This is a genomic window from Rudanella paleaurantiibacter, from assembly GCF_009184635.1.
Taxonomy (GTDB): Bacteria; Bacteroidota; Bacteroidia; order Cytophagales; family Spirosomataceae; genus Rudanella; species Rudanella paleaurantiibacter.
Genome location: NZ_WELI01000023.1, coordinates 1 through 18,284, shown reverse-complemented (window position 1 = coordinate 18,284; position 18,284 = coordinate 1). Strand labels below are relative to the sequence as shown.

Genomic DNA, 18,284 nt, shown 5'->3' with positions numbered 1-18,284 from the left:
TTTCGTTTTACACAGCCTTGAGTTGCAGATTATCAGGAAATTCACCATCTTTGCGCCCTCAAAAGGAAAATAGCAACGGTCATGGCCAGAGTTTGTCAATTAACAGGTAAGCGCACGCGTGTAGGAAACAACGTCTCTCACGCCAACAATAAAACGAAGCGTAAATTTTTCCCGAATCTCCAGAAGAAGCGTTTCTACATGGAGTCTACGGGTGAGTGGATTACCATGAAGGTAGCCACCTCTGCGATCAAGACGATCAACAAAAACGGTATTGAAGCCACCCTGCTGAAAGCTGCCGAGCGCGGTACACTTTCGGGTCGGATTGTTGTTTCGCCGAAGTAATCAGGTCATACCAGCCTCCGTTGCTGGTTTTCCTGTTGTAGAAAACGCCAGATGCCCGGCATTGAGCGCCCGCCTGTAGATTGTACAGCTGAGCGCCTAATGCCGAGCATCCGGCGTTTTTGTTTTAGATAACGCGTTTCAGTACAAACTGAGCCAGGGCAATATGGCCTTTTCGGCGCACTACCATCGTAATTTCTTTCCCTTCGCCCCGCTGTAGGAGTTTGTAAATATCGCTGATACTCATGTTGTGGGCAGCCGTGTTGTTGATGAGCAGCAACTCGTCGCCTTCAACGAGCCCAGCCAAATCGGCCGGTGAGCCTTCAATGATCCGACCGATGTAATAGTTCTGAAAGCTTTCGCCCCGCGCTTTGAGCTCCAGGCCACTCATATCGTGCTCAAACGTTTCTTTCATGATCCGCCGGATCGGCTTCATTACAATGTACCCATCGCGGTAGTTGAACGTGATTCTAAAGCGTCGGAGTAATTCGCAGCCTACGTTGCCGACGCGCTCGGGTGAATTGGTCAGTTTGGTGCCAAATGCCACGCTGTCGGGAAACGAAGCAAGAATATTGTCGAGCTCATAGCGACCAAAGCGCACTTTGGGGAGCCGACCCATGCTGCCGTTGATCACGCCGTTGAGGCCGCGGCCCAGTTGCGCCCGGATAATACGGTCGGGTAGGGGCAGGTTTTCGGGGTTGCGCGTGCGGTCGAGGAGCAGGGCGTGCCCCGCACCCGTGTCCAGAATAACCCGCAGGGGCGTTACCCGGTCGCCCTCCACAAGCGTCATGGCATCGGTGTAGGGCTTGGTATCCTGAATGGTAATGGGGTATTTCTCGCCGTGCCGATGGCGGTACCGGTATTTATCAGGCCGGGTGAGAGTAATCTCGTGCAGCTGAAAATCGATGGTGACGACAAACGTGTTGAACAGGTCGTACCCGAATATGCCGTGAATCGGAACACCAACGTATTCGGAGAGTTTCAGCACATCTTCATCAAGGACTACAATATTGTGCCGATTGGCCCGTAGGTAGCCAATACTCAGCTGATTGTCGATGGCTACCGATGCCGTTAAATTTCCACCCTCGCCCGCTCCTGCAAGTTTAACCTTGCGCGTAAACCGGAGTTTCTGGTTTCGGATGGCCGTTGGGTCGGTTACGATGGTGCTGCTGACGCCCGTATCCAGAATAAACCGTAGCGTGTCGGAATTATTGATCCGGATCGGGATAATAATCAGGTTGGAGTGAAGCTGAAACGGAATGCGGGCCCAGCTACGGTTGCCCGCCAAAAAAAAGCCAAACCGATCCTTATCAGGTATGTGTTTGTCGGGGGTAGCCTGTACCGAGCTACCGAGACAAAACAGCAAACCCATGACCAGTAAAAGCACGTTCATAACTGTTCGTATTACATGGGAAATTTACTAAAAAATAGCCTATTAATGCAGAATGTTTCGACGAACGGTGTATTTGTGCCAAAACCCGGTGTGCAGTGGGTGAAATCCACTAATTTCGCCCGCGGAATCCAAACATTATCAAGAATATGCGGAAGCGAATAGTTGCTGGTAACTGGAAAATGAATAAAACCTACGAAGAGGCTGTAGCGCTGGTTTCGGAGGTTGTAAACATGGTAAAAGACGAGGTGACCGGGAATACCGAGGTGGTGCTTTGCCCGCCGTTTGTGTACCTGACCACCCTGAAACAATATATCCCGGCCGGGGGGCGTATTTCGCTGGGCGCGCAGAACTGCCACGAAAAAGCCTCAGGTGCTTATACGGGTGAAGTGGCCGCGTCGATGTTGCAGTCGATTGGGGTTGAGTACGTCATTCTGGGACACAGCGAGCGCCGGGAGTATTTCGGCGAAACCAACGCGCAGTTGGCCGCTAAGGTTGATGCTGCCCTGGCCAACGGTCTGAAGCCTATCTTCTGCTGTGGTGAGTCGCTCGATATGCGCGAAAACGGCGACTATATCGGCTTCGTAAAAACACAAATTTCGGAAAGCCTGTTTCACCTGAGCCCTGAGCAGTTTGCCAACATTGTGATTGCGTATGAGCCTATCTGGGCAATTGGTACGGGTCTGACAGCTTCGTCGCAGCAGGCGCAGGATATGCATCTGGCGTTGCGCCAACACCTGGCGAGTCAGTATGGCGAAGAGGTAGCCCAAAACACCTCGATTCTGTATGGCGGCAGCGCCAACGCCCAAAACGCGGCTGAACTGTTCTCGCAACCCGATGTAGACGGTGGCCTGATTGGTGGTGCTTCGCTGAAATCGCGCGATTTCACGACGGTGGTAAAGGCGAATAACTAAAGCGTGAACGGCCGTAACTCCGGTTGGTGAACGAGTGGCCGTTTGTGGCTCTTTTCTTATGACTGCACACGATTTTGTTCGGGCTTACCAGATGCAGCCGCACCCCGAAGGGGGGTACTTTGCGGAGACGTACCGCTCAGCGGAAACGATAGCCCATAGTGCCCTGCCAGCCCGATTTTCGGGGGCGCGGGCGTTCAGTACGGCCATTTACTTCTTGCTGGAAGGACACCACCGGTCGGCGCTGCACCGGATTCAGGCCGATGAGGTGTGGCATTTTTACGCGGGTGGCCCACTGAACGTGTACGTCATTGACCAAGCTGGGGCTTTGTCGGTGATTCGGCTGGGTAACAACCCGGCTGCGGGCGAGGTGTTTCAGGCGGTGGTTCCTGCCGGATGCTGGTTCGGCTCAAAACCGGCCGAGGGCGTTGCTTTCTCGCTTGCGGGCTGCACCGTAGCGCCGGGCTTTGATTTTGCCGATTTCGAGATGGCCGAGCGGGCCACTCTGCTCCAACACTATCCGCAACACCGGGAGGTGATCGAATGGCTAACCGATTAAGTAACAAAAAAGAGCAGCTTCGAAGCTGCTCTTTTTTGTTATTACCAGATGGAGTACAAGCCCAGAACGAGGTAGCTACCGGAAAGTAACATCGCCGAATTTTGACACAACCCGCACGCGAGGCCCGGAGCCCCGACCAATTTTACCGATATACTGTCGGCTCTTGCCCGGTCGGTTTTCATCGTTAGGCTGAGTAGTCAGCAGGAGATTCTGACCATTGGGGTATTTGAATCCGCCGTACGTTACCGATACGTCGAAGTCGTAGCCCGTTTCGGGATTGATGGGCAGTGCAACCGACGAGTAATTAGCCTGAATATCGACGTTGTCGGCTGATTTGAGCTGTTCGATCTGGAAGCCGCCCGAGAAATCGAGTTTCATTTTGCACGATTCGCGCAGGGTGCCAATTCGGGCGCCGGAGTAGCTGATATTAGCGTCGATTTTGCCTACTTCACCAATTTTCAGCTTGCCAAACTTGTTGTTCAGAACCAGCACGTTCGCTTTGTCGAGTTCGAGGTTCGAGTACGCAATGGCGAGTTTGCCCGCGTCCATGTTGCGAATGTCGGCATTGCCGAAAGCCACATCGATGTCGTTTTGCCGTCCGCTGAGTTGCTGGGCTGTAAAGTTGCCGTAGCGGGTATAGATGTTTAGCGGAGCCTGGAACGTGGCCACGTGCGTATTACCAAACTTGTTGCGGACTGTGAGCGCGTTGTTGCGGGGCATCTGCACGGTGTAATCAATCCGAACGTAGTTCTTTTCGCCGTTTCCGTTGCCCCAGTTTGTCCAGCTGCTCGACTGTTTCTGTAACTCGGTCTTAAGGGTAATCTGGTCGCCCTCGCGTTTGTCGGTGATTTCTACCGTGTTCAGGAAATCCTGCGCGCGGCTGTCGGTGTTGGCGTTGGCCGTAATCACGATCTGCACCCGAATCTCGTTCTTATCCCACAGATCCACATTGACTTGTCCGAACTGATTGTCAATCAGAAGCTTGTCTTTCTGGTCAACATCGAACATCTTGATGACGGTTCGCTTTTTTTCGATGGCTCCCTGGCCATCTTCGATTGGGGTGTTGGCTGCCGCCAACGAGAGCGGCAGCAGCAACAGGTACGCTACTTTATATAAGGTTTTCATTGGTCTTGTTGTTTTGTCCTTTCATGCGCTGAATTACACGCAGCTGTTCATTCAGGAGGTCAATCTGTAATTGTAAATTCTGAATCATGGCCTGCACCAGTACCTCCTGGTTAGGGGTAGCCGGCAGGTCGGCTTTTAGATTCTGGTAGTTGCGCTCCAGGCGGCTCAAATCGCTGGCAAAGGCCTCATAGAGCGACGGGTTACTGGCTGTCATCGATTTCAGCTCCTCACGCTTGGCATCGACTAAGCGGGTGTACTGCACAAACTCCTTGGCATACGTGGGGCTCACGGCTACTACCTCGGGTTGTTCGGCCACGCCGTAGCGGTAGTTGAGGAGCCAGAAGCTACCTACCAGCAACAGCACGGCTACCGAGGCCGCCATCCAGCGGTTGAAGCCCAGCGTATTTTGCCATCCTCCCCGTTGCACAGCCCCAAACGGGCGCCCGTTGTGGGGTGTTTGTACGGGTTCGGTCATGAGGTCGGCCAGAAGCCCTGCTTTGGCCGGTCCTGCATGGTCCTGATTCGTCGACGAGTCCGGGATTGTGATGCCCGATTCGATGCGTGCCCACAAATCGAGGGAAGGCTCGTCGGCGTCAAAATCTTCGCGGTTATCGCGGATAAATCGTTCAAGGTTATTTTTCATAGGTCAAATTCTCCAGTTGTAGTGGTTCACCATGTGTCAACGTTTTTGTTAGTCTTGCTCATTGGTGGCCAATACAGTCAACAATCGTTTCCGCCCCCGCATAAACTGTGTTCGGGAAGTAGTTTCGCTGATGTTCAGAATCTGACCAATCTCTTCGTGGTCATACCCTTCAAACAAATACAGCGACAATACGACCCGGTACCCTTCCGACAGTTGTTGCATCGCCTTGCGTACCCGCTCCACATCGAAATTGATCTCCGTTTCGTCGTACGGCTCCGGCGACGCCCAGTCGAGCGACTCGGCCGACTCGTCGGTGCCGGTACGGGTGGTATCAAGTTCGACAAATTCGACCCGCCTGCTCCGGAGGTGGTTGATGGCCCGGTTCACCACAATCTGCTTCAGCCAGGCGCCAAACGTACTCTGCCCCCGGAAGGAGTGAATGTGGTTGAAAGCATCCAGAAACGCTTCCTGCAACGAATCCTCAGCCTCGGCCGCATGGTTCAGGATTCGCAGACTGACGTTGTACATCGCCTTCGCGTATTGGCGATACAAGTCATACTGGGCCTTGCGCTCGCCAAGCTTGCAGCGTTCAACAAGGTCAACGGTTCGGTCTATGTACAGTTTCGTTTCCAAGCAATCGTTCCGGAGCGGTTGAGGGTCGAACCGCCGAAGCGGGGCGAATTCAAAATAAAGACAACCTAAATACGTTGGTGTTGCACGTGCGCGCAAAAAAAATGCACATTGGTTTTTGGGGTATCTACTTACCAAATCACCATGTATCAGTCAATTACCCATCCGATAGGCGTGTTTCGGGAGGATGATGGCACCAACTCGTCAATAAATCACCAATTAGTGGTCAGTAAGCTCACAACCGAATTAGGTATCCTAATTGAGTGAACAATGTAGAATGCATAGCCGTCGGTCCCGGAGCTTTCGGATGTCGATTTGAGGAAGATGGTATAGTGTGATGCTATCGCCCTCAACCAAATTATTTCGTACTTTTGATTGTTATATAAGGACGTTGGACACTGAATCCTGGGCGTTAGACTGATGCTATAGTCTAAGCGGCACCACTCAGCTTCCAGCGTCTTCATTATCTATGATCGACTATATTTCGAGCTTAAATGACCCCCAACGCGAAGCCGTAACCCACGGCAACGGCCCGTTGATGATTATAGCCGGGGCGGGGTCAGGAAAAACCCGTGTTCTCACCTACCGGATTGCCTACCTGATCGAAAACGGGGTCGATCCGTTTCGGATTCTGTCGCTGACATTTACCAACAAGGCCGCCGGCGAAATGCGGCACCGGATTGAGAAAGTGGTCGGGAGTGAGGCCCGCAATATCTGGATGGGGACCTTCCACTCGGTCTTTGCCAAGATTCTGCGCATTGAGGCCCGTGCCATTGGCTACACCAGCAACTTTTCTATTTACGATACCGACGACTCTAAGTCGCTGCTGCGGTCCATCATCAAGGAGATGGGGCTCGACGATAAGGTGTACCGGGCCAATAGCGTGTTCAGCCGGATTTCGGCGGCTAAAAACCGGCTTATCGGCCCCGAAGACTATCTGGCCAACCCCGTTATTAAGGCCGACGACGAATCGGCGCGGATGCCCGAAGTGGGGCGGATCTATAAAGAGTACGCCCGGCGTTGCTTCGCGGCCAACGCTATGGACTTCGACGATCTGCTGTTCAATACCAACGTCCTGTTTCGCGATCACTTAGACATTCTGAACAAATACCAGCACAAGTTTCAGCACGTGATGGTCGATGAGTTTCAGGATACCAACGTGTCGCAGTACCTCATTACGCGCAAGCTTGCGGCTGTTCACCAGAACATCTGCGTGGTGGGCGACGATGCCCAGAGTATCTATGCCTTCCGGGGGGCCAACATCGAGAACATCCTGAATTTCCAGCGCGACTACGGAAAAGATGCCGTTAAGATTGTGAAACTGGAACAGAACTACCGTTCTACCAAGCATATTGTCGAAGCGGCTAACTCGGTGATTGCCCGGAACCGGAACCAGCTCGAAAAGCACGTTTTTACAGATAACTCGGAAGGTGCCCTGATCGATGTCATTAAGGCATCGTCGGATAACGAAGAGGGCCGACTAGTGGCGCAGGCCATTTTTGAGGCCAAAATGCAGGAAGGTCTACGCAACAACGATTTTGCCATTCTGTACCGGACCAACGCCCAGTCGCGGGCGTTTGAAGAAGCCCTCCGCAAGCTGAGTATCAAGTACCGAATCATTGGCGGGTTGTCGTTCTACCAGCGGAAAGAAATCAAAGATCTGATCGCTTACCTGCGGTTTACGGTCAATCAGCAGGACGAGGAGGCCTTCAAGCGGATCATCAACCTGCCTAAGCGGGGGATTGGCGATACCACGGTGGCCAAAATATCGGTGCTGGCGTCGGAGAAAAGCGTGCCGATCTGGGAAATTGTGGGCAACGTGAGCCAACATATTGCCGGGCGGGCGTCTATAGCCATCGAAGGATTTGCCGACCTGATTAAGAGTTTCAACCTGCTCATCGACAAGAAAGACGCCTACGAAGTATCGGCGCATATTGCCAAGGCATCGGGCCTGCTCAAAGACCTGTACGAAGATAAAACGGTGGAGGGTTTGGCTCGTTATGAGAACGTGCAGGAATTGCTGAACGCGATTAAAGAGTTTGTCGATAATCCTGAAAACGACGACAAAAGCCTGAGCGCTTTCCTGCAAACGGTATCGTTGTTGACCACAGCCGACGAAAAAGAGGACGATGGCGACAACGACAAGGTAACGCTCATGACCATTCACGCGGCCAAGGGTCTGGAGTTCAAGAATGTACACATTGTGGGGTTGGAAGAAGAGCTATTTCCGAGTCAGATGATGCTCGAAAGCCGGAACGATCTGGAAGAGGAACGCCGGTTGTTCTACGTGGCTATCACCCGCGCCGAACGTCGACTGACGATGTCGTATGCTGAATCGCGCTACCATTACGGTCGGTTGAAGATGTGTGAGCCGAGCCGGTTTTTGATGGAGGTCGATCAGCGACACCTCAAAATGGCCCGGACGCATACCGAACGCAGCGGTTACGGGGCTACCCGGCAGGACGCCCGCGAGGGCCGCGCCATTCCCGACCGCGACCGAAACGAAATGCCAACGGCCGGCTCGATGAGCTTTGTGCGGTCGCTGGCGCAGAAAACTGCCCGGACACAGTCGCCCCAGCCTGCGGTAGCGCACACACCATCGGCTGGTTTTGTGCCGAGCGATACGTCGAATCTGGCGGCCGGTATGAAGGTAGAGCATACCAAGTTTGGGTTTGGTACGGTGAAGAGCATGGATATTAACGGCACCGAACGCAAAGCCGTTATTCAGTTCGATACGGCGGGCGAGAAAACGCTGCTCCTTAGCTTTGCCAAGCTGCGGATTGTGGAGTAAGGGTAATGTGCTAAATTCGAGTACATTATAACAATGGTGCCGTGAGAGTTTACCAACTAGCAAAAGAGCAAAATACCCTATTGGTTAACTGCCAAATGTTAGCAGTAACCGGGGTTTGTTTTGTCAGCCCTATCGTACACACGAATCTTTTTGTTGGGTTTGGGGCATTGGTTTATAATCTTATGGGCTATGCGCCTGTGAGAATCACCCATTATACTTTATTGGGTTGTTTTCCAAAGCATTGGATGTACGTAGTGTCGTTCTTTGCGCAAGTAGCTTTCACTCTGACTCTGGCTGGTGCTGGTTTTGCTCTAAGCCGGAAAGGACATAGTGAGAAAAAAGTAACGTGGCTGCTGGTAGGGGCGTTTTTGCTTTACCCAATCGCTAACCGTTTGTTTTGGTATATGAATGCTCGGGTTAGAGGTCAAGATATGCTTTGGTTTATGAATTACAAAGCCGACTTTGATCAAAAACCGGTGCCATTGTTTGGTAATTTCTACAACTTTCGCTTCGGTGAATTTTGTATTAATATGCTCGTATCAGCGGCTTTGTATGCCTTGGCTTACTGGGTTATTACCCGTTATTGGCCCAGTCTTTTTCGCTTGCAAATGCTGACGGTGGGTGCTTTAGCCTGTATCGGTGGCTGGGTGTTCTGGCACATGTTACTTGGCCCAATTCTTTATTAACGTTCTATTGTGATTCGCTTTTTCAACGAAGATACCCCCTACAAACTGCCACAGAAACAGGCAACGCGCCAGTGGCTGAAGCAACAAACCGAGGCCGAAGGCTTTCGAATCGGCGACCTGAACTACATATTCTGCTCCGATGAGCATGTGTTGCAGGTTAACCGCGACTATCTCGACCACGATTATTACACTGACATTATCACCTTCGACCAAAGCGAGGAAGAAGACCTGATCGAAGGCGATATTTTTATCAGCGTGGATCGGGTTTCGGACAATGCCGCCCAACTGGGTGTTGAGTCGATTGGGGAAATGCGTCGGGTGCTGGCTCACGGCCTGTTGCACCTCTGCGGCTTCGGCGACAAATCGCCCGAGGAAGAACAGGCCATGCGGGCCAAAGAGAACGAATGGCTGGCGCAGTTTCCGAGATAACATCTCATTGGAGAGATGTCATCTCGTTAAATTGGCTTTAGACATACCATCTCTCCAAATGAGATGTCATCTCAGCCATTTGCCCTGCGCTTTCATGACCTGCTCGATCACGTCGCGCACGGCTCCACGGCCGCCGGGTTTGGGCGATATGTAATCACAAACGGCCTGAATCTCATCGGCGGCATCGGCAGGGCAAGTGCTGAGGAGGGTCGGACGGGCCAGAATCTCCCAATCGGGCAGGTCGTCGCCCATGTAGAGCACCTCGTCTTCGGCAATGGCGTCGCGGGTGAGGTATCCCAGGTACGCGTTGAGTTTCTGGTCGGAAGGGCCGCCCATGAAAATGTCTTTTATTTTCAGGAACTCCAGCCGCTTCCGAACGCCCTCCTGATTACCAGCCGATACAATCGCGATTTTATACCCCGCTTTGAGGGCCTGCTCAATGCCGTAACCGTCGCGAATGTTGAACGTGCGAAATTGCTCACCCGAAGCCAGGGCATTTACGCTGCCATCGGTCAGTACCCCGTCGACATCAAAAATGAAGGTGCGGACGCGGGCGAAACGTTCGTGTAGTGGGTTCATGGCGTAAAGATATTACTTTGATGGGAACACGGATTGAATGGATGCAACAGATTAGGATGGATAAAAAATCCGCCCCGATCCGCTACATCCGTTCAATCCATGTTCCCATCTTTACAGTATGATTCAACTTCCCCCCGCGTTTCGTGCGCAGATGCAGGCCCAGCTGGCCGACGAATTTTCGGCGTTTGAAGCCGCGCTTGCTCAGGAACCGCCGGTTAGTATTCGTGTAAACCCGCGTAAACCCACACTCAACACGGCCCACTTGAAGCCCGTGCCCTGGTGCGCCGATGGTTATTACTTGCCCGAACGCCCCGTATTCACGCTCGATCCGTTGTTTCAGGCCGGTGCGTACTACGTGCAGGAGGCTTCGTCGATGCTGTTGGCCGAAGCCCTGCGGCAGTCGGTCAATCTGAACCGGCCCCTCAAAGTGCTCGATCTGTGTGCCGCTCCCGGCGGGAAAACCACCTTGATGGCGTCGCTGCTGTCGGACGATAGCCTGCTGATGTGTAATGAGGTGATTCGGACCCGTATCCCGATCCTGCGCGAAAACGTGGAGAAGTGGGGTTACCCGAATGTGGTCATCAGCAATCATGACCCCGACGATATGGGCGGTCTTGCGGGCTTCTTCGATGTCGTTATGGTTGATGCGCCCTGCTCTGGTGAAGGGCTTTTTCGGAAAGATGCCGATGCCGTGCAGGAGTGGTCGACCGATGCGGTGCAGTTATGCTCGGCGCGGCAGAAACGGATTTTGGCTGCTGCTGCTCCGCTTGTCGATCAGGGAGGTATTCTGATCTACAGCACCTGCACGTATAACGAGGCTGAGAATACCGAGAATATGCAGTTCCTGCTCCAAAATGGCTTCAAAAGCCGGCCACTCGACCTGCCTGCCGACTGGCAAGTGGTGGCCAAACAGCAGGCAGGGGCGGTGGGCTATCAATGTTACCCGCACCGGGTAGAGGGCGAGGGCTTTTTTATTAGTGTGTTCGAGAAAACCGATTTTGCCCCCGCCATTAAAAACAATAGCCGTCCCTTTCGCGACTGGAAACCCCTCCGCCCCCGCGAAACGGCGCAGGTACGTAGCTGGCTGGCCGAGCCCGACCGGTTTTCGTACTGGCAAAAGCCCAATGGTGATGTGATAGCCATCCTGACCTCGCTCGAAAAGACGCTGTACTTTGTCAACGACCAACTTCGGAACAAGGGGTTTGGCCTTGACTTGGGTACGTTCAAAGGAACTGACTTTGTACCGGCGCACGCATTGGCGCTCAGTACGGCATTAGCTCCTACGATACCCGGTGTTGAGCTTAGTAAAGAAGAAGCCCTTCGTTACTTTAAGAAAGAGAACCTGGTCTTGAATGAGCCCGTTCGGGGGTGGGTACTGGCGCGCTTTGAGGGGTTGGCACTGGGCTGGATGAAAGGCGTTGGTAATCGGGTCAACAACTACCTGCCCAAAGATTGGCGTATCCGAATGGAAATTAAGGAGTACGTATAAACGATGAATCGATACGTGAAATGGATCGGGGTGGGGCTGGCGGCATTGGGCGCGGCTTACCTGTCGGGGCCTCGCCCGAGTTTTGAACCGGTGGCTCCAGAACCCGTTCAGCTTACTTCGTCGCTCTCCCAGCTGGAAGCAGCCATTGCCCGCGACGAAGCGGCTGCTCAACTCAAACCCGATAACGAGGCCCGGATTGTCTGGGCCGATAGCACGACCAAACAAAAAACGCGGTACAGTTTGGTGTATATCCCGGGATTTGGGGCCAGTTGGGCCGAGGGCGATCCGGTCAATCGAGCTATTGCTCAGGCTTACGGGTGTAACCTGTATCTGGCCCGTACCGCCGAACACGGCCTGAAATCGCCCGATGCGTTGAAAAAACTCACGCCGGCTTCATACGCGGCCTCTGCAGAGCGGGCATTGGCTATTGGTAAGGCCTTAGGCGATAGCGTTATTGTGATGGGGACTTCGGCGGGTGGTATGCTGACGTTGTATTTGGCGGCTCATCACCCCGAAATTCACAGCCTGATTCTGTACTCGCCCTGTATTGCTACGGCTAACCCGGCCCTGAAGCTAACTACACGCCCCTGGGGCCAGCAGATTTTGAACCGGGTCATGAACGGCGAACACGTCAATATCACCCGGTACAAACCCGACCGGGCCCAGTATTGGCTCACGCGGTATCATACCAATGGGTTGCTTACACTCCAGACTTTGATGGATACGTACATGACACCCGAGGTGTTTGCCCGTATCAAGCAGCCCGTGTTTATGGGGTATTATTATAAAGACGACGAGCATCAGGACGAGGTGGTATCGGTACCGGCTATGCTCGATATGTTTGCGCAACTCGGAACGCCAGCCCCTAAGAAACGAGAAGTGGCTTTCCCTGAATCGGGCGACCATGTGATTGCCTCCCGGTTCACCTCCGGCGATCTGGCAGGCGTGGAGCGCGAAACCCGAAAATTTATGGACGAGGTGCTGGGAATGAGACCCCAACCGGTTACGGCCACTTCCATCCCCAAAAAATAACCTACTTTTGTCTACGAATGCGCAACGCGTAATGATGAATGAGCGACCGCGCGAGTAACTTTCATTACGCATTACACATTACTCATTACGCATTTTTAACATTATGGCATACGGACTATTACAAGGAAAACGCGGCATCATTTCGGGTGCCCTCAACGACAGCTCAATCGCCTGGAAAATAGCGCAGCGGGCTAAAGAAGAAGGAGCCACCTTTACGCTCACAAACGCCCCCATTGCTATGCGTATGGGCGAGATCAAAAAGCTGGCGGAAGAGTGTAATGCCGAAATTATCCCGGCCGACGCCACCTCGAACGAAGACCTCGAAAAGCTCTTTACCCAATCGCAGGAAATTCTGGGCGGCAAAGTCGACTTTGTGCTGCACAGTATCGGCATGAGCCCCAATATTCGCAAAGGCCGCGCCTACACCGACCTCAACTACGAATGGTTTAAGCAAACCCTCGATATTTCGGCACTGTCGTTTCACCGCATGATGCAAACGGCCTATAAGCTGGATGCTATCAATGAGTGGGGGTCTGTAGTGGGCCTGACCTACATGGCTGCTCAACGGACGTTTCCGTTTTATACCGACATGGCCGAAGCGAAAGCCATGCTGGAGTCTATTGCCCGGAGCTTTGGTTACCACTATGGCAAATACCGCAAGGTGCGTGTCAACACGGTATCGCAGTCGCCAACGCAAACCACGGCTGGTTCGGGGATTGGTGGGTTCGATAAGTTTTTCGGATATGCCGACGCGATTGCCCCCTTAGGTAACGCTACCGCCGATCAGTGCGCTGACTATTGCATTACGCTTTTCTCTGACTACACGCGCATGGTGACCATGCAGAATCTCTTCCACGACGGCGGCTTCTCGATGACCGGCGTTTCGGCGGAAATTATGGATCTGGTGAATGTGAAGTAAGGAAAAGGGAGAAGGGGAAAAGGAGAAGGGGGGGCTAAACTACCACATACTTTCTCCTTTTTCCCTTCTCCCTTTTCTTCCCCTTACACATTTACTACTTTCAGTCGGCTATTGCCGTCGGTTCCTTTCTCTACCTGAATCTGCACCGAAATCCGCTCTTTGATTTCGTGCCGGTGCGAAATAATCCCGATTGTTTTCTGGCTGTCGTGCTGAAGTTTTTCGAGCATGACAATTGCTGTGTCGAGCGATTCGGGGTCGAGGGTTCCAAATCCTTCGTCGATAAACAGGCTATTGATCTGCACATTCTGCGACGCCAGATCCGATAAGCCCAGCGCCAGCGACAAACTGAGCGTAAATGTCTCGCCCCCCGACAAGCTCGATACTGATCGCTCGGCATTGCCTTGGTACAAATCCACAACATACAGTTCGTCTTGCCCGTCGCGAGGTTTTTGCAACAGGTATCGGTCGGTGAGTTCGCGGAGCCGACGGTTGGCCAGTCCGATCAATTGCGAGAGGGTCAACCCCTGAGCAAATTTGCTGAACTCATCGCCCTTGGCACTGCCTATGAGCCGGGCCAATTCGCGCCAGGGTTGAGCCTCCTGCTCTAGTTTGTCCAGTTTTTTGCGCATCGATTGTTGTCGCTTACGCTCGTCCTGATCGTGCTCAAGTTGTTTTTTTACGTAACCTACACTCTCGGTTACCCGACGTTGTTCGTCCTTGAGGACTTTAAGCTGCGTATCAATTTCTTCCGATGTGCCGGTTTCCTTTCGGTGTGCCAGCGCGTAGTCCCGTTTGGTCGTTTCTTCCTCAATACGCCGAATAACCTCGTCGGCTTCTTTTTGTAATCCCGTCTCGGTTTCCTGGAGCTGCCGGGCTGTTGCTGCATCGAGAAGGCAGGCCCGCGCCGAGTCGGCATCCGCAAACCCGCGCTGGGCCAGCAGAGGGGTCAGTGTCTGCTGCAACTCCCTAAGCTGATGCTGGCAGGCCTGCCCTTCGACTTGCGCCTTCTGAAGGAGTGCTTGCTGGGTTGCTATTTGCTGCTGAACCCGTGCAAATTGGTGAAGAAGTGTCTCGCAGTCGGACCGGATATCCGTTCCTATATATAAAGACGCGCGCCGGGTCTTAATATCGGCAGCTCGTTTGAGGCAGGCATCCGCCTGGTCCAGCTCAGTGGCAATCCGTTGCAGCATATCGCGCTGTTGCCAGAGGTGCTGGAGCCGGTGTAAATCCTGCCGCTGTAGGTTGAGCAACTTTATGGTGCTTTGCAGTTCGGTAGGCTGAATGTCGGGGTCGAGGGCTACCGCCGACAGCCTGGTGGCAAGTTCGGCTTTGCGTTTTTTGAATTCCTGCCGCAGTTGATCGCGGTAGGCGGTAAACGATGCCTGATTCGCCTGCGACTGAATGAGTGCTCGTTGCGCCTGTTCGTATTGAGTCCGCTTCGTTTCCCAGTCGGCCTGAGCGACCCGGAGTTTCAGGGCCAACTCGCCCGTTTGCTGCACATAATGCTGAGTATACGGGTGATTCAACGAACCACAGAGCGGACAAGGCTCGCCTGAGGTTAGCCCTTTGCGGAGTTCATCCAGGTTGGCCTCGGTGTCGAGTCGCCGTTGGGCAGCTTCAAGGTTTACTTTGGTTGCTTCCAGCTGTTCCAGTTCCGCTTTGAGCCGGGCCTCCGCTTTCGTATTTATTTCAACGGTAGTGTCGAGGGTTTCGGCCTGCCCCTTGAGGCTCATTCCTTCAGCCAGCCGTTTTTGCTGTTCTTCGAGCAAAGCGACCAGTTGGCTATACTGCGTAATGCGCTCTACCAGCTGGTTCAATGCGTGTTGAAGGGTTTCGGGCGTGATAGATGTGTACTCGGCCGATAGCGTGGCCAGGTCGCTGGCCAATTTCTGCTGTTGGTAGTGCACTTCCGCGAGGGCCGCTTCGGTGTTGTTTAGTGGCAGTTGCCGTAGCCACGGTTCCTCCGCTGATCGAATGGCCTGCTGGACCGTACCCAACGGGCGTTTGGCATTCTGAAGTTCGCTCTGTTCATTCTGAAGTAGCGACACAATCTGCTCCCGGTAGCTGTTAACTGCTGGTTCTATTGCCTCAGGAGTAAGCGAATCCTGATGGGTTAGCAGCCGCGCTTTCTCCAGGCATTGTTGTAGCGACCCACGCAGAGAAGTAAGTGTTGTTGTTGCCTCAGTTTGCTGGTTTGTCAGTTGCGAGTAGTGCTGTTCCAGTGTACGGAGTGTGGAGAGTTCGACGGTTAGGTCAGCTACGGTTGCATGACGGGCCAGCCGGGCGGCATCGGGGGCAAATTCGGTACGCCGACTCACCAGTCGCTGTTGCCGGTTGGCCAGCCCTGCCAGATTTTGTTCGGCCTCAGCGAGCTGTTTAAGCAACTGCTGTTCGGCTGTAAAATGCTCAATGGCTACGTCGAGCGTTTTCAGCTGGGTGCTAATTGTCTTTTGTTGGGCCTTCAACTCGGTCACCTTCTCATCGTCGAGTACATGAATCAACGACACCGCCTGCCGTATCGTCTCCAATTGTGCATCGTACTCCTTAGCAATGGCATAGGCCCGTTGGCTGAGGAGACGGTAGATTTCGGTGCCGGTAATTTTCTCCAGCATTTTGCTCCGTTCGGCGGCCTTGGCCTTCAAAAACTGGTCAAAGGCTCCCTGCGCCAGCACAATTGACCGGATAAACTGCTCGTACGTAAGGCCAATCAGCTCTTCGTTTTTTCGGGGGAAATCAGCGAGATTCTTAATCGGAAACAGCTTGCCTTCGGCTTCTCCCTTCGGCAAATGGGCCACTTCCATCTCGTAGTTATTCCAATTGCCGTTACGGTTCTTCCGAATCGACCAGCGCGACCGGTATGTTTCGCCCGCTACTTCGTATTCGACTTCGGCGTAGGCTGCCGTATTTGGCTCCTTCATGGCCTGTTGATTTACAATCAGGCCTTCGTTTAAAAGAACGGTATTCGAAAGCTGCCCCGAAATCCGGGGTACCCGGTTGAACAGAGCCAGCGTAATTACGTCGAGTAGGGTAGATTTACCCGCGCCGGTGGGTCCCGAAATCACAAACAATCCGGTAGCCGCAAGAGCACCTTCTGTAAATTGAACCGGCGGGTGCTCGCCGTAAAAAGAGTTTATATTACGAAAGCGTATCTGCCGAATTTTCATGCAAGAAAGGCGAGGCCTGTTCGGTCACAGCCCGATAAAGTTGTTTATAGGTTTCGAGAAGTACAGGTCGGCTCTCGGGGTCAACGAGTGAGCTATCCAGCCGACGCTCGAATACATCTAGGTACGATAGGTCCTGCAAGTAGGTATCGGCCACCAACAACGACTCCAGTCCCTCCCGTTTGCTCTGAAAAACCAACCTTGCTTTTGCTATCGAAAAAGGAGCCTCTATATAATCACGATGAAGCTGCTCGAAGTGAAGCCGGGTCGCGTGGCTTTCCTGTGCCTCCTCAACCAGTATTTCGACGAGCGTTGTCAGTTGTCCCTCCTCTGCCGTGATCTGCTCAAGCGAATCCCGCACCTGCTCGAGTGTACCAACTACGTGCTGTAACCGCCGGAACGAAGGTACCCGAACAGAACACACATTCGTCAGAACTCCATTCTCGAGCGACAGCTCAAGCACCTGATGGGCGTTGGCGCGTTCGCTAAAGCTAAGCGGAATAGGCGAGCCACTGTACCGAACCATCCCATCGGTTCCCATCGATTGTGGCATATGGATATGGCCGAGGGCTACGTAGTTGAATCCGCCCGGAAAGTGTTCGGTAGAAAAAGCAGCCTGACCACCCACACAGTGAATCTCCCGCTCACTCTCCGACACACTCGCTCCGTTTACGTACAAATGTCCCATTGCCATTACCGGCACCCCCGCGTAGGATTGATGGCAGTAGTCAGCCAGGCGCTCATAATGATTACGAATACCGGTACGCAACGCTTCAACTCGTTCTTCGTATGATTGTCCCGAGATAGATTGACGAAGATCCGCATCACGTAAATAAGGAACGGCCGCCACCACCAGATCCGTTGAGCCCTGGTTTATGCGGATGACTTCATCGGCGCAATCGTGACTGGTGCAGCCAACCACGTGTATATCCAGATGGCGCAATAGCTCGCGGGGAGCATTCAGCTTGGTAGCCGAGTCGTGGTTGCCTCCTGTAATAATAATACGCCGACCCAGCGGAAGCATCCGGGTAAGAAACTTATAGTATAAGGACATCGACCCATCGTTGGGGTTGGTGGTGTCGAAGATGTCTCCCGCAATGAGCAATACATCAATGTCCCGCTCGTCGACCAAATCGGCTAGCCAATTAAGAAAAAGCTCGTGATCATCGCGCAGATCATGTTTATAAAGCCGCTTTCCCAAGTGCCAATCACCTGTATGTAGTATTTTCATTGTTAGTCGGCTTACTAATTGCTCGAAATAATTGTAATGCAAGATAGCTTGAATAGCTACAAAAGCCTAAAAATTCGGCTTGCTGCGACGAATTAAATATTGGAATAATACAATTTTCGTTGTTTGCCTAAAGGGCCTTGCTTTTAGATGTAAGTTATTTTTCGTGACTTCACTAAGTCAACTTAAACGGTAGCAGGGAGTTAGGCTGGAGCCCCTGATTTTTTATAAGAAAAGTTTAAATCAGGCCTTGACAAAGGGTGAATTTATGGCGTACCTTTGCAGTCCCAAATGAGGGAAAACACACCGGCTGGCACTTGCCACCGGGGTTTTCGAGTCTTCAGGCGGGAAGCGGCCTTCGAAAATAAAATGA

16 protein-coding genes are annotated in these 18,284 nt (G+C 52.9%); 9 read left to right on the top strand and 7 right to left on the bottom strand.

The annotated features are described in order from the left end of the window. Nucleotides 1-81: 81 nt before the first annotated feature. Nucleotides 82-342: a 50S ribosomal protein L28 gene (gene rpmB / locus F5984_RS26175; protein WP_152127325.1), complete on the top strand. Its 261-nt coding sequence runs from the start codon at nt 82-84 to the stop codon at nt 340-342. Between the two features lie 124 nt (nt 343-466). On the opposite strand, the gene F5984_RS26170 is transcribed toward rpmB, so the two are convergent. Continuing rightward, nucleotides 467-1,732 carry an aspartyl protease family protein gene (locus F5984_RS26170; protein ID WP_152127324.1) on the bottom strand — a complete coding sequence of 422 codons (1,266 nt, stop codon included), beginning with the start codon at nt 1,730-1,732 and terminating at the stop codon, nt 467-469. Between the two features lie 146 nt (nt 1,733-1,878). On the opposite strand from F5984_RS26170, the gene tpiA reads away from it, so the two are divergent. Next, entirely contained in the window at nt 1,879-2,643 is a 765-nt protein-coding gene (gene tpiA / locus F5984_RS26165) for a triose-phosphate isomerase (protein ID WP_152127322.1), read from the top strand. 58 nt (nt 2,644-2,701) lie between these two features. Then, a complete protein-coding gene (locus tag F5984_RS26160; RefSeq protein ID WP_152127320.1) occupies nt 2,702-3,199 on the top strand; it encodes a cupin domain-containing protein in 498 nt (165 codons plus the stop codon). Nucleotides 3,200-3,274: 75 nt separating this feature from the next. Here F5984_RS26160 and F5984_RS26155 read toward each other — a convergent pair whose 3' ends face one another. Genes F5984_RS26155 through F5984_RS26145 form a run of 3 tightly spaced genes read right to left on the bottom strand, consistent with a single transcriptional unit; the run spans nt 3,275 to nt 5,600 of the window. Next, nucleotides 3,275-4,324 (bottom strand): DUF4097 family beta strand repeat-containing protein, encoded by a 1,050-nt coding sequence (locus tag F5984_RS26155; protein WP_152127318.1) that lies wholly within the window; start codon nt 4,322-4,324, stop codon nt 3,275-3,277. Continuing rightward, the gene (locus F5984_RS26150; protein WP_152127316.1) at nt 4,308-4,967 is read right to left on the bottom strand and encodes a hypothetical protein; all 660 of its coding nucleotides are present in this window, start codon (nt 4,965-4,967) and stop codon (nt 4,308-4,310) included. The genes F5984_RS26155 and F5984_RS26150 overlap by 17 nt, the downstream gene beginning before the upstream one ends. A gap of 48 nt (nt 4,968-5,015) precedes the next feature. Next, on the bottom strand, nt 5,016-5,600 hold the full coding sequence (locus F5984_RS26145) for an RNA polymerase sigma factor (RefSeq protein ID WP_019988760.1): 585 nt from the start codon (nt 5,598-5,600) through the stop codon (nt 5,016-5,018). Between the two features lie 466 nt (nt 5,601-6,066). On the opposite strand from F5984_RS26145, the gene F5984_RS26140 reads away from it, so the two are divergent. The 3 genes from F5984_RS26140 (at nt 6,067) to ybeY (ending at nt 9,503) form a co-directional block, all read left to right on the top strand. Next, nucleotides 6,067-8,388 (top strand): ATP-dependent helicase, encoded by a 2,322-nt coding sequence (locus F5984_RS26140; protein ID WP_152127314.1) that lies wholly within the window; start codon nt 6,067-6,069, stop codon nt 8,386-8,388. A 95-nt stretch (nt 8,389-8,483) separates the two neighbouring features. Next, nucleotides 8,484-9,074 (top strand): hypothetical protein, encoded by a 591-nt coding sequence (locus tag F5984_RS26135; protein ID WP_152127312.1) that lies wholly within the window; start codon nt 8,484-8,486, stop codon nt 9,072-9,074. 9 nt (nt 9,075-9,083) lie between these two features. Then, nucleotides 9,084-9,503 carry an rRNA maturation RNase YbeY gene (gene ybeY, locus F5984_RS26130; protein ID WP_152127310.1) on the top strand — a complete coding sequence of 140 codons (420 nt, stop codon included), beginning with the start codon at nt 9,084-9,086 and terminating at the stop codon, nt 9,501-9,503. A gap of 66 nt (nt 9,504-9,569) precedes the next feature. Here the strand turns inward: ybeY and F5984_RS26125 are convergent, their stop codons facing one another. Next, a complete protein-coding gene (locus tag F5984_RS26125) occupies nt 9,570-10,082 on the bottom strand; it encodes a KdsC family phosphatase (RefSeq protein WP_152127308.1) in 513 nt (170 codons plus the stop codon). A gap of 118 nt (nt 10,083-10,200) precedes the next feature. Between F5984_RS26125 and F5984_RS26120 the strand changes: the two genes are divergently transcribed. The 3 genes from F5984_RS26120 to F5984_RS26110 all read left to right on the top strand — a co-directional run bounded on the left by F5984_RS26120 (nt 10,201) and on the right by F5984_RS26110 (nt 13,522). Beyond that, the gene (locus F5984_RS26120) at nt 10,201-11,571 is read left to right on the top strand and encodes a methyltransferase RsmF C-terminal domain-like protein (protein ID WP_152127306.1); all 1,371 of its coding nucleotides are present in this window, start codon (nt 10,201-10,203) and stop codon (nt 11,569-11,571) included. Nucleotides 11,572-11,574: 3 nt separating this feature from the next. After that, nucleotides 11,575-12,603: an alpha/beta hydrolase gene (locus tag F5984_RS26115; protein WP_152127304.1), complete on the top strand. Its 1,029-nt coding sequence runs from the start codon at nt 11,575-11,577 to the stop codon at nt 12,601-12,603. Nucleotides 12,604-12,706: 103 nt separating this feature from the next. Then, nucleotides 12,707-13,522 (top strand): enoyl-ACP reductase FabI, encoded by an 816-nt coding sequence (locus tag F5984_RS26110; protein WP_152127302.1) that lies wholly within the window; start codon nt 12,707-12,709, stop codon nt 13,520-13,522. Between the two features lie 83 nt (nt 13,523-13,605). Here F5984_RS26110 and F5984_RS26105 read toward each other — a convergent pair whose 3' ends face one another. Together F5984_RS26105 and sbcD are read right to left on the bottom strand one after the other, a co-directional pair. Next, entirely contained in the window at nt 13,606-16,686 is a 3,081-nt protein-coding gene (locus tag F5984_RS26105) for an AAA family ATPase (RefSeq protein ID WP_152127300.1), read from the bottom strand. Next, complete coding sequence (gene sbcD / locus F5984_RS26100) at nt 16,658-17,914, bottom strand: exonuclease subunit SbcD (protein ID WP_152127298.1); 1,257 nt, start codon at nt 17,912-17,914, stop codon at nt 16,658-16,660. Before sbcD ends, F5984_RS26105 begins: the two co-directional genes overlap by 29 nt. Nucleotides 17,915-18,284 lie beyond the last annotated feature (370 nt).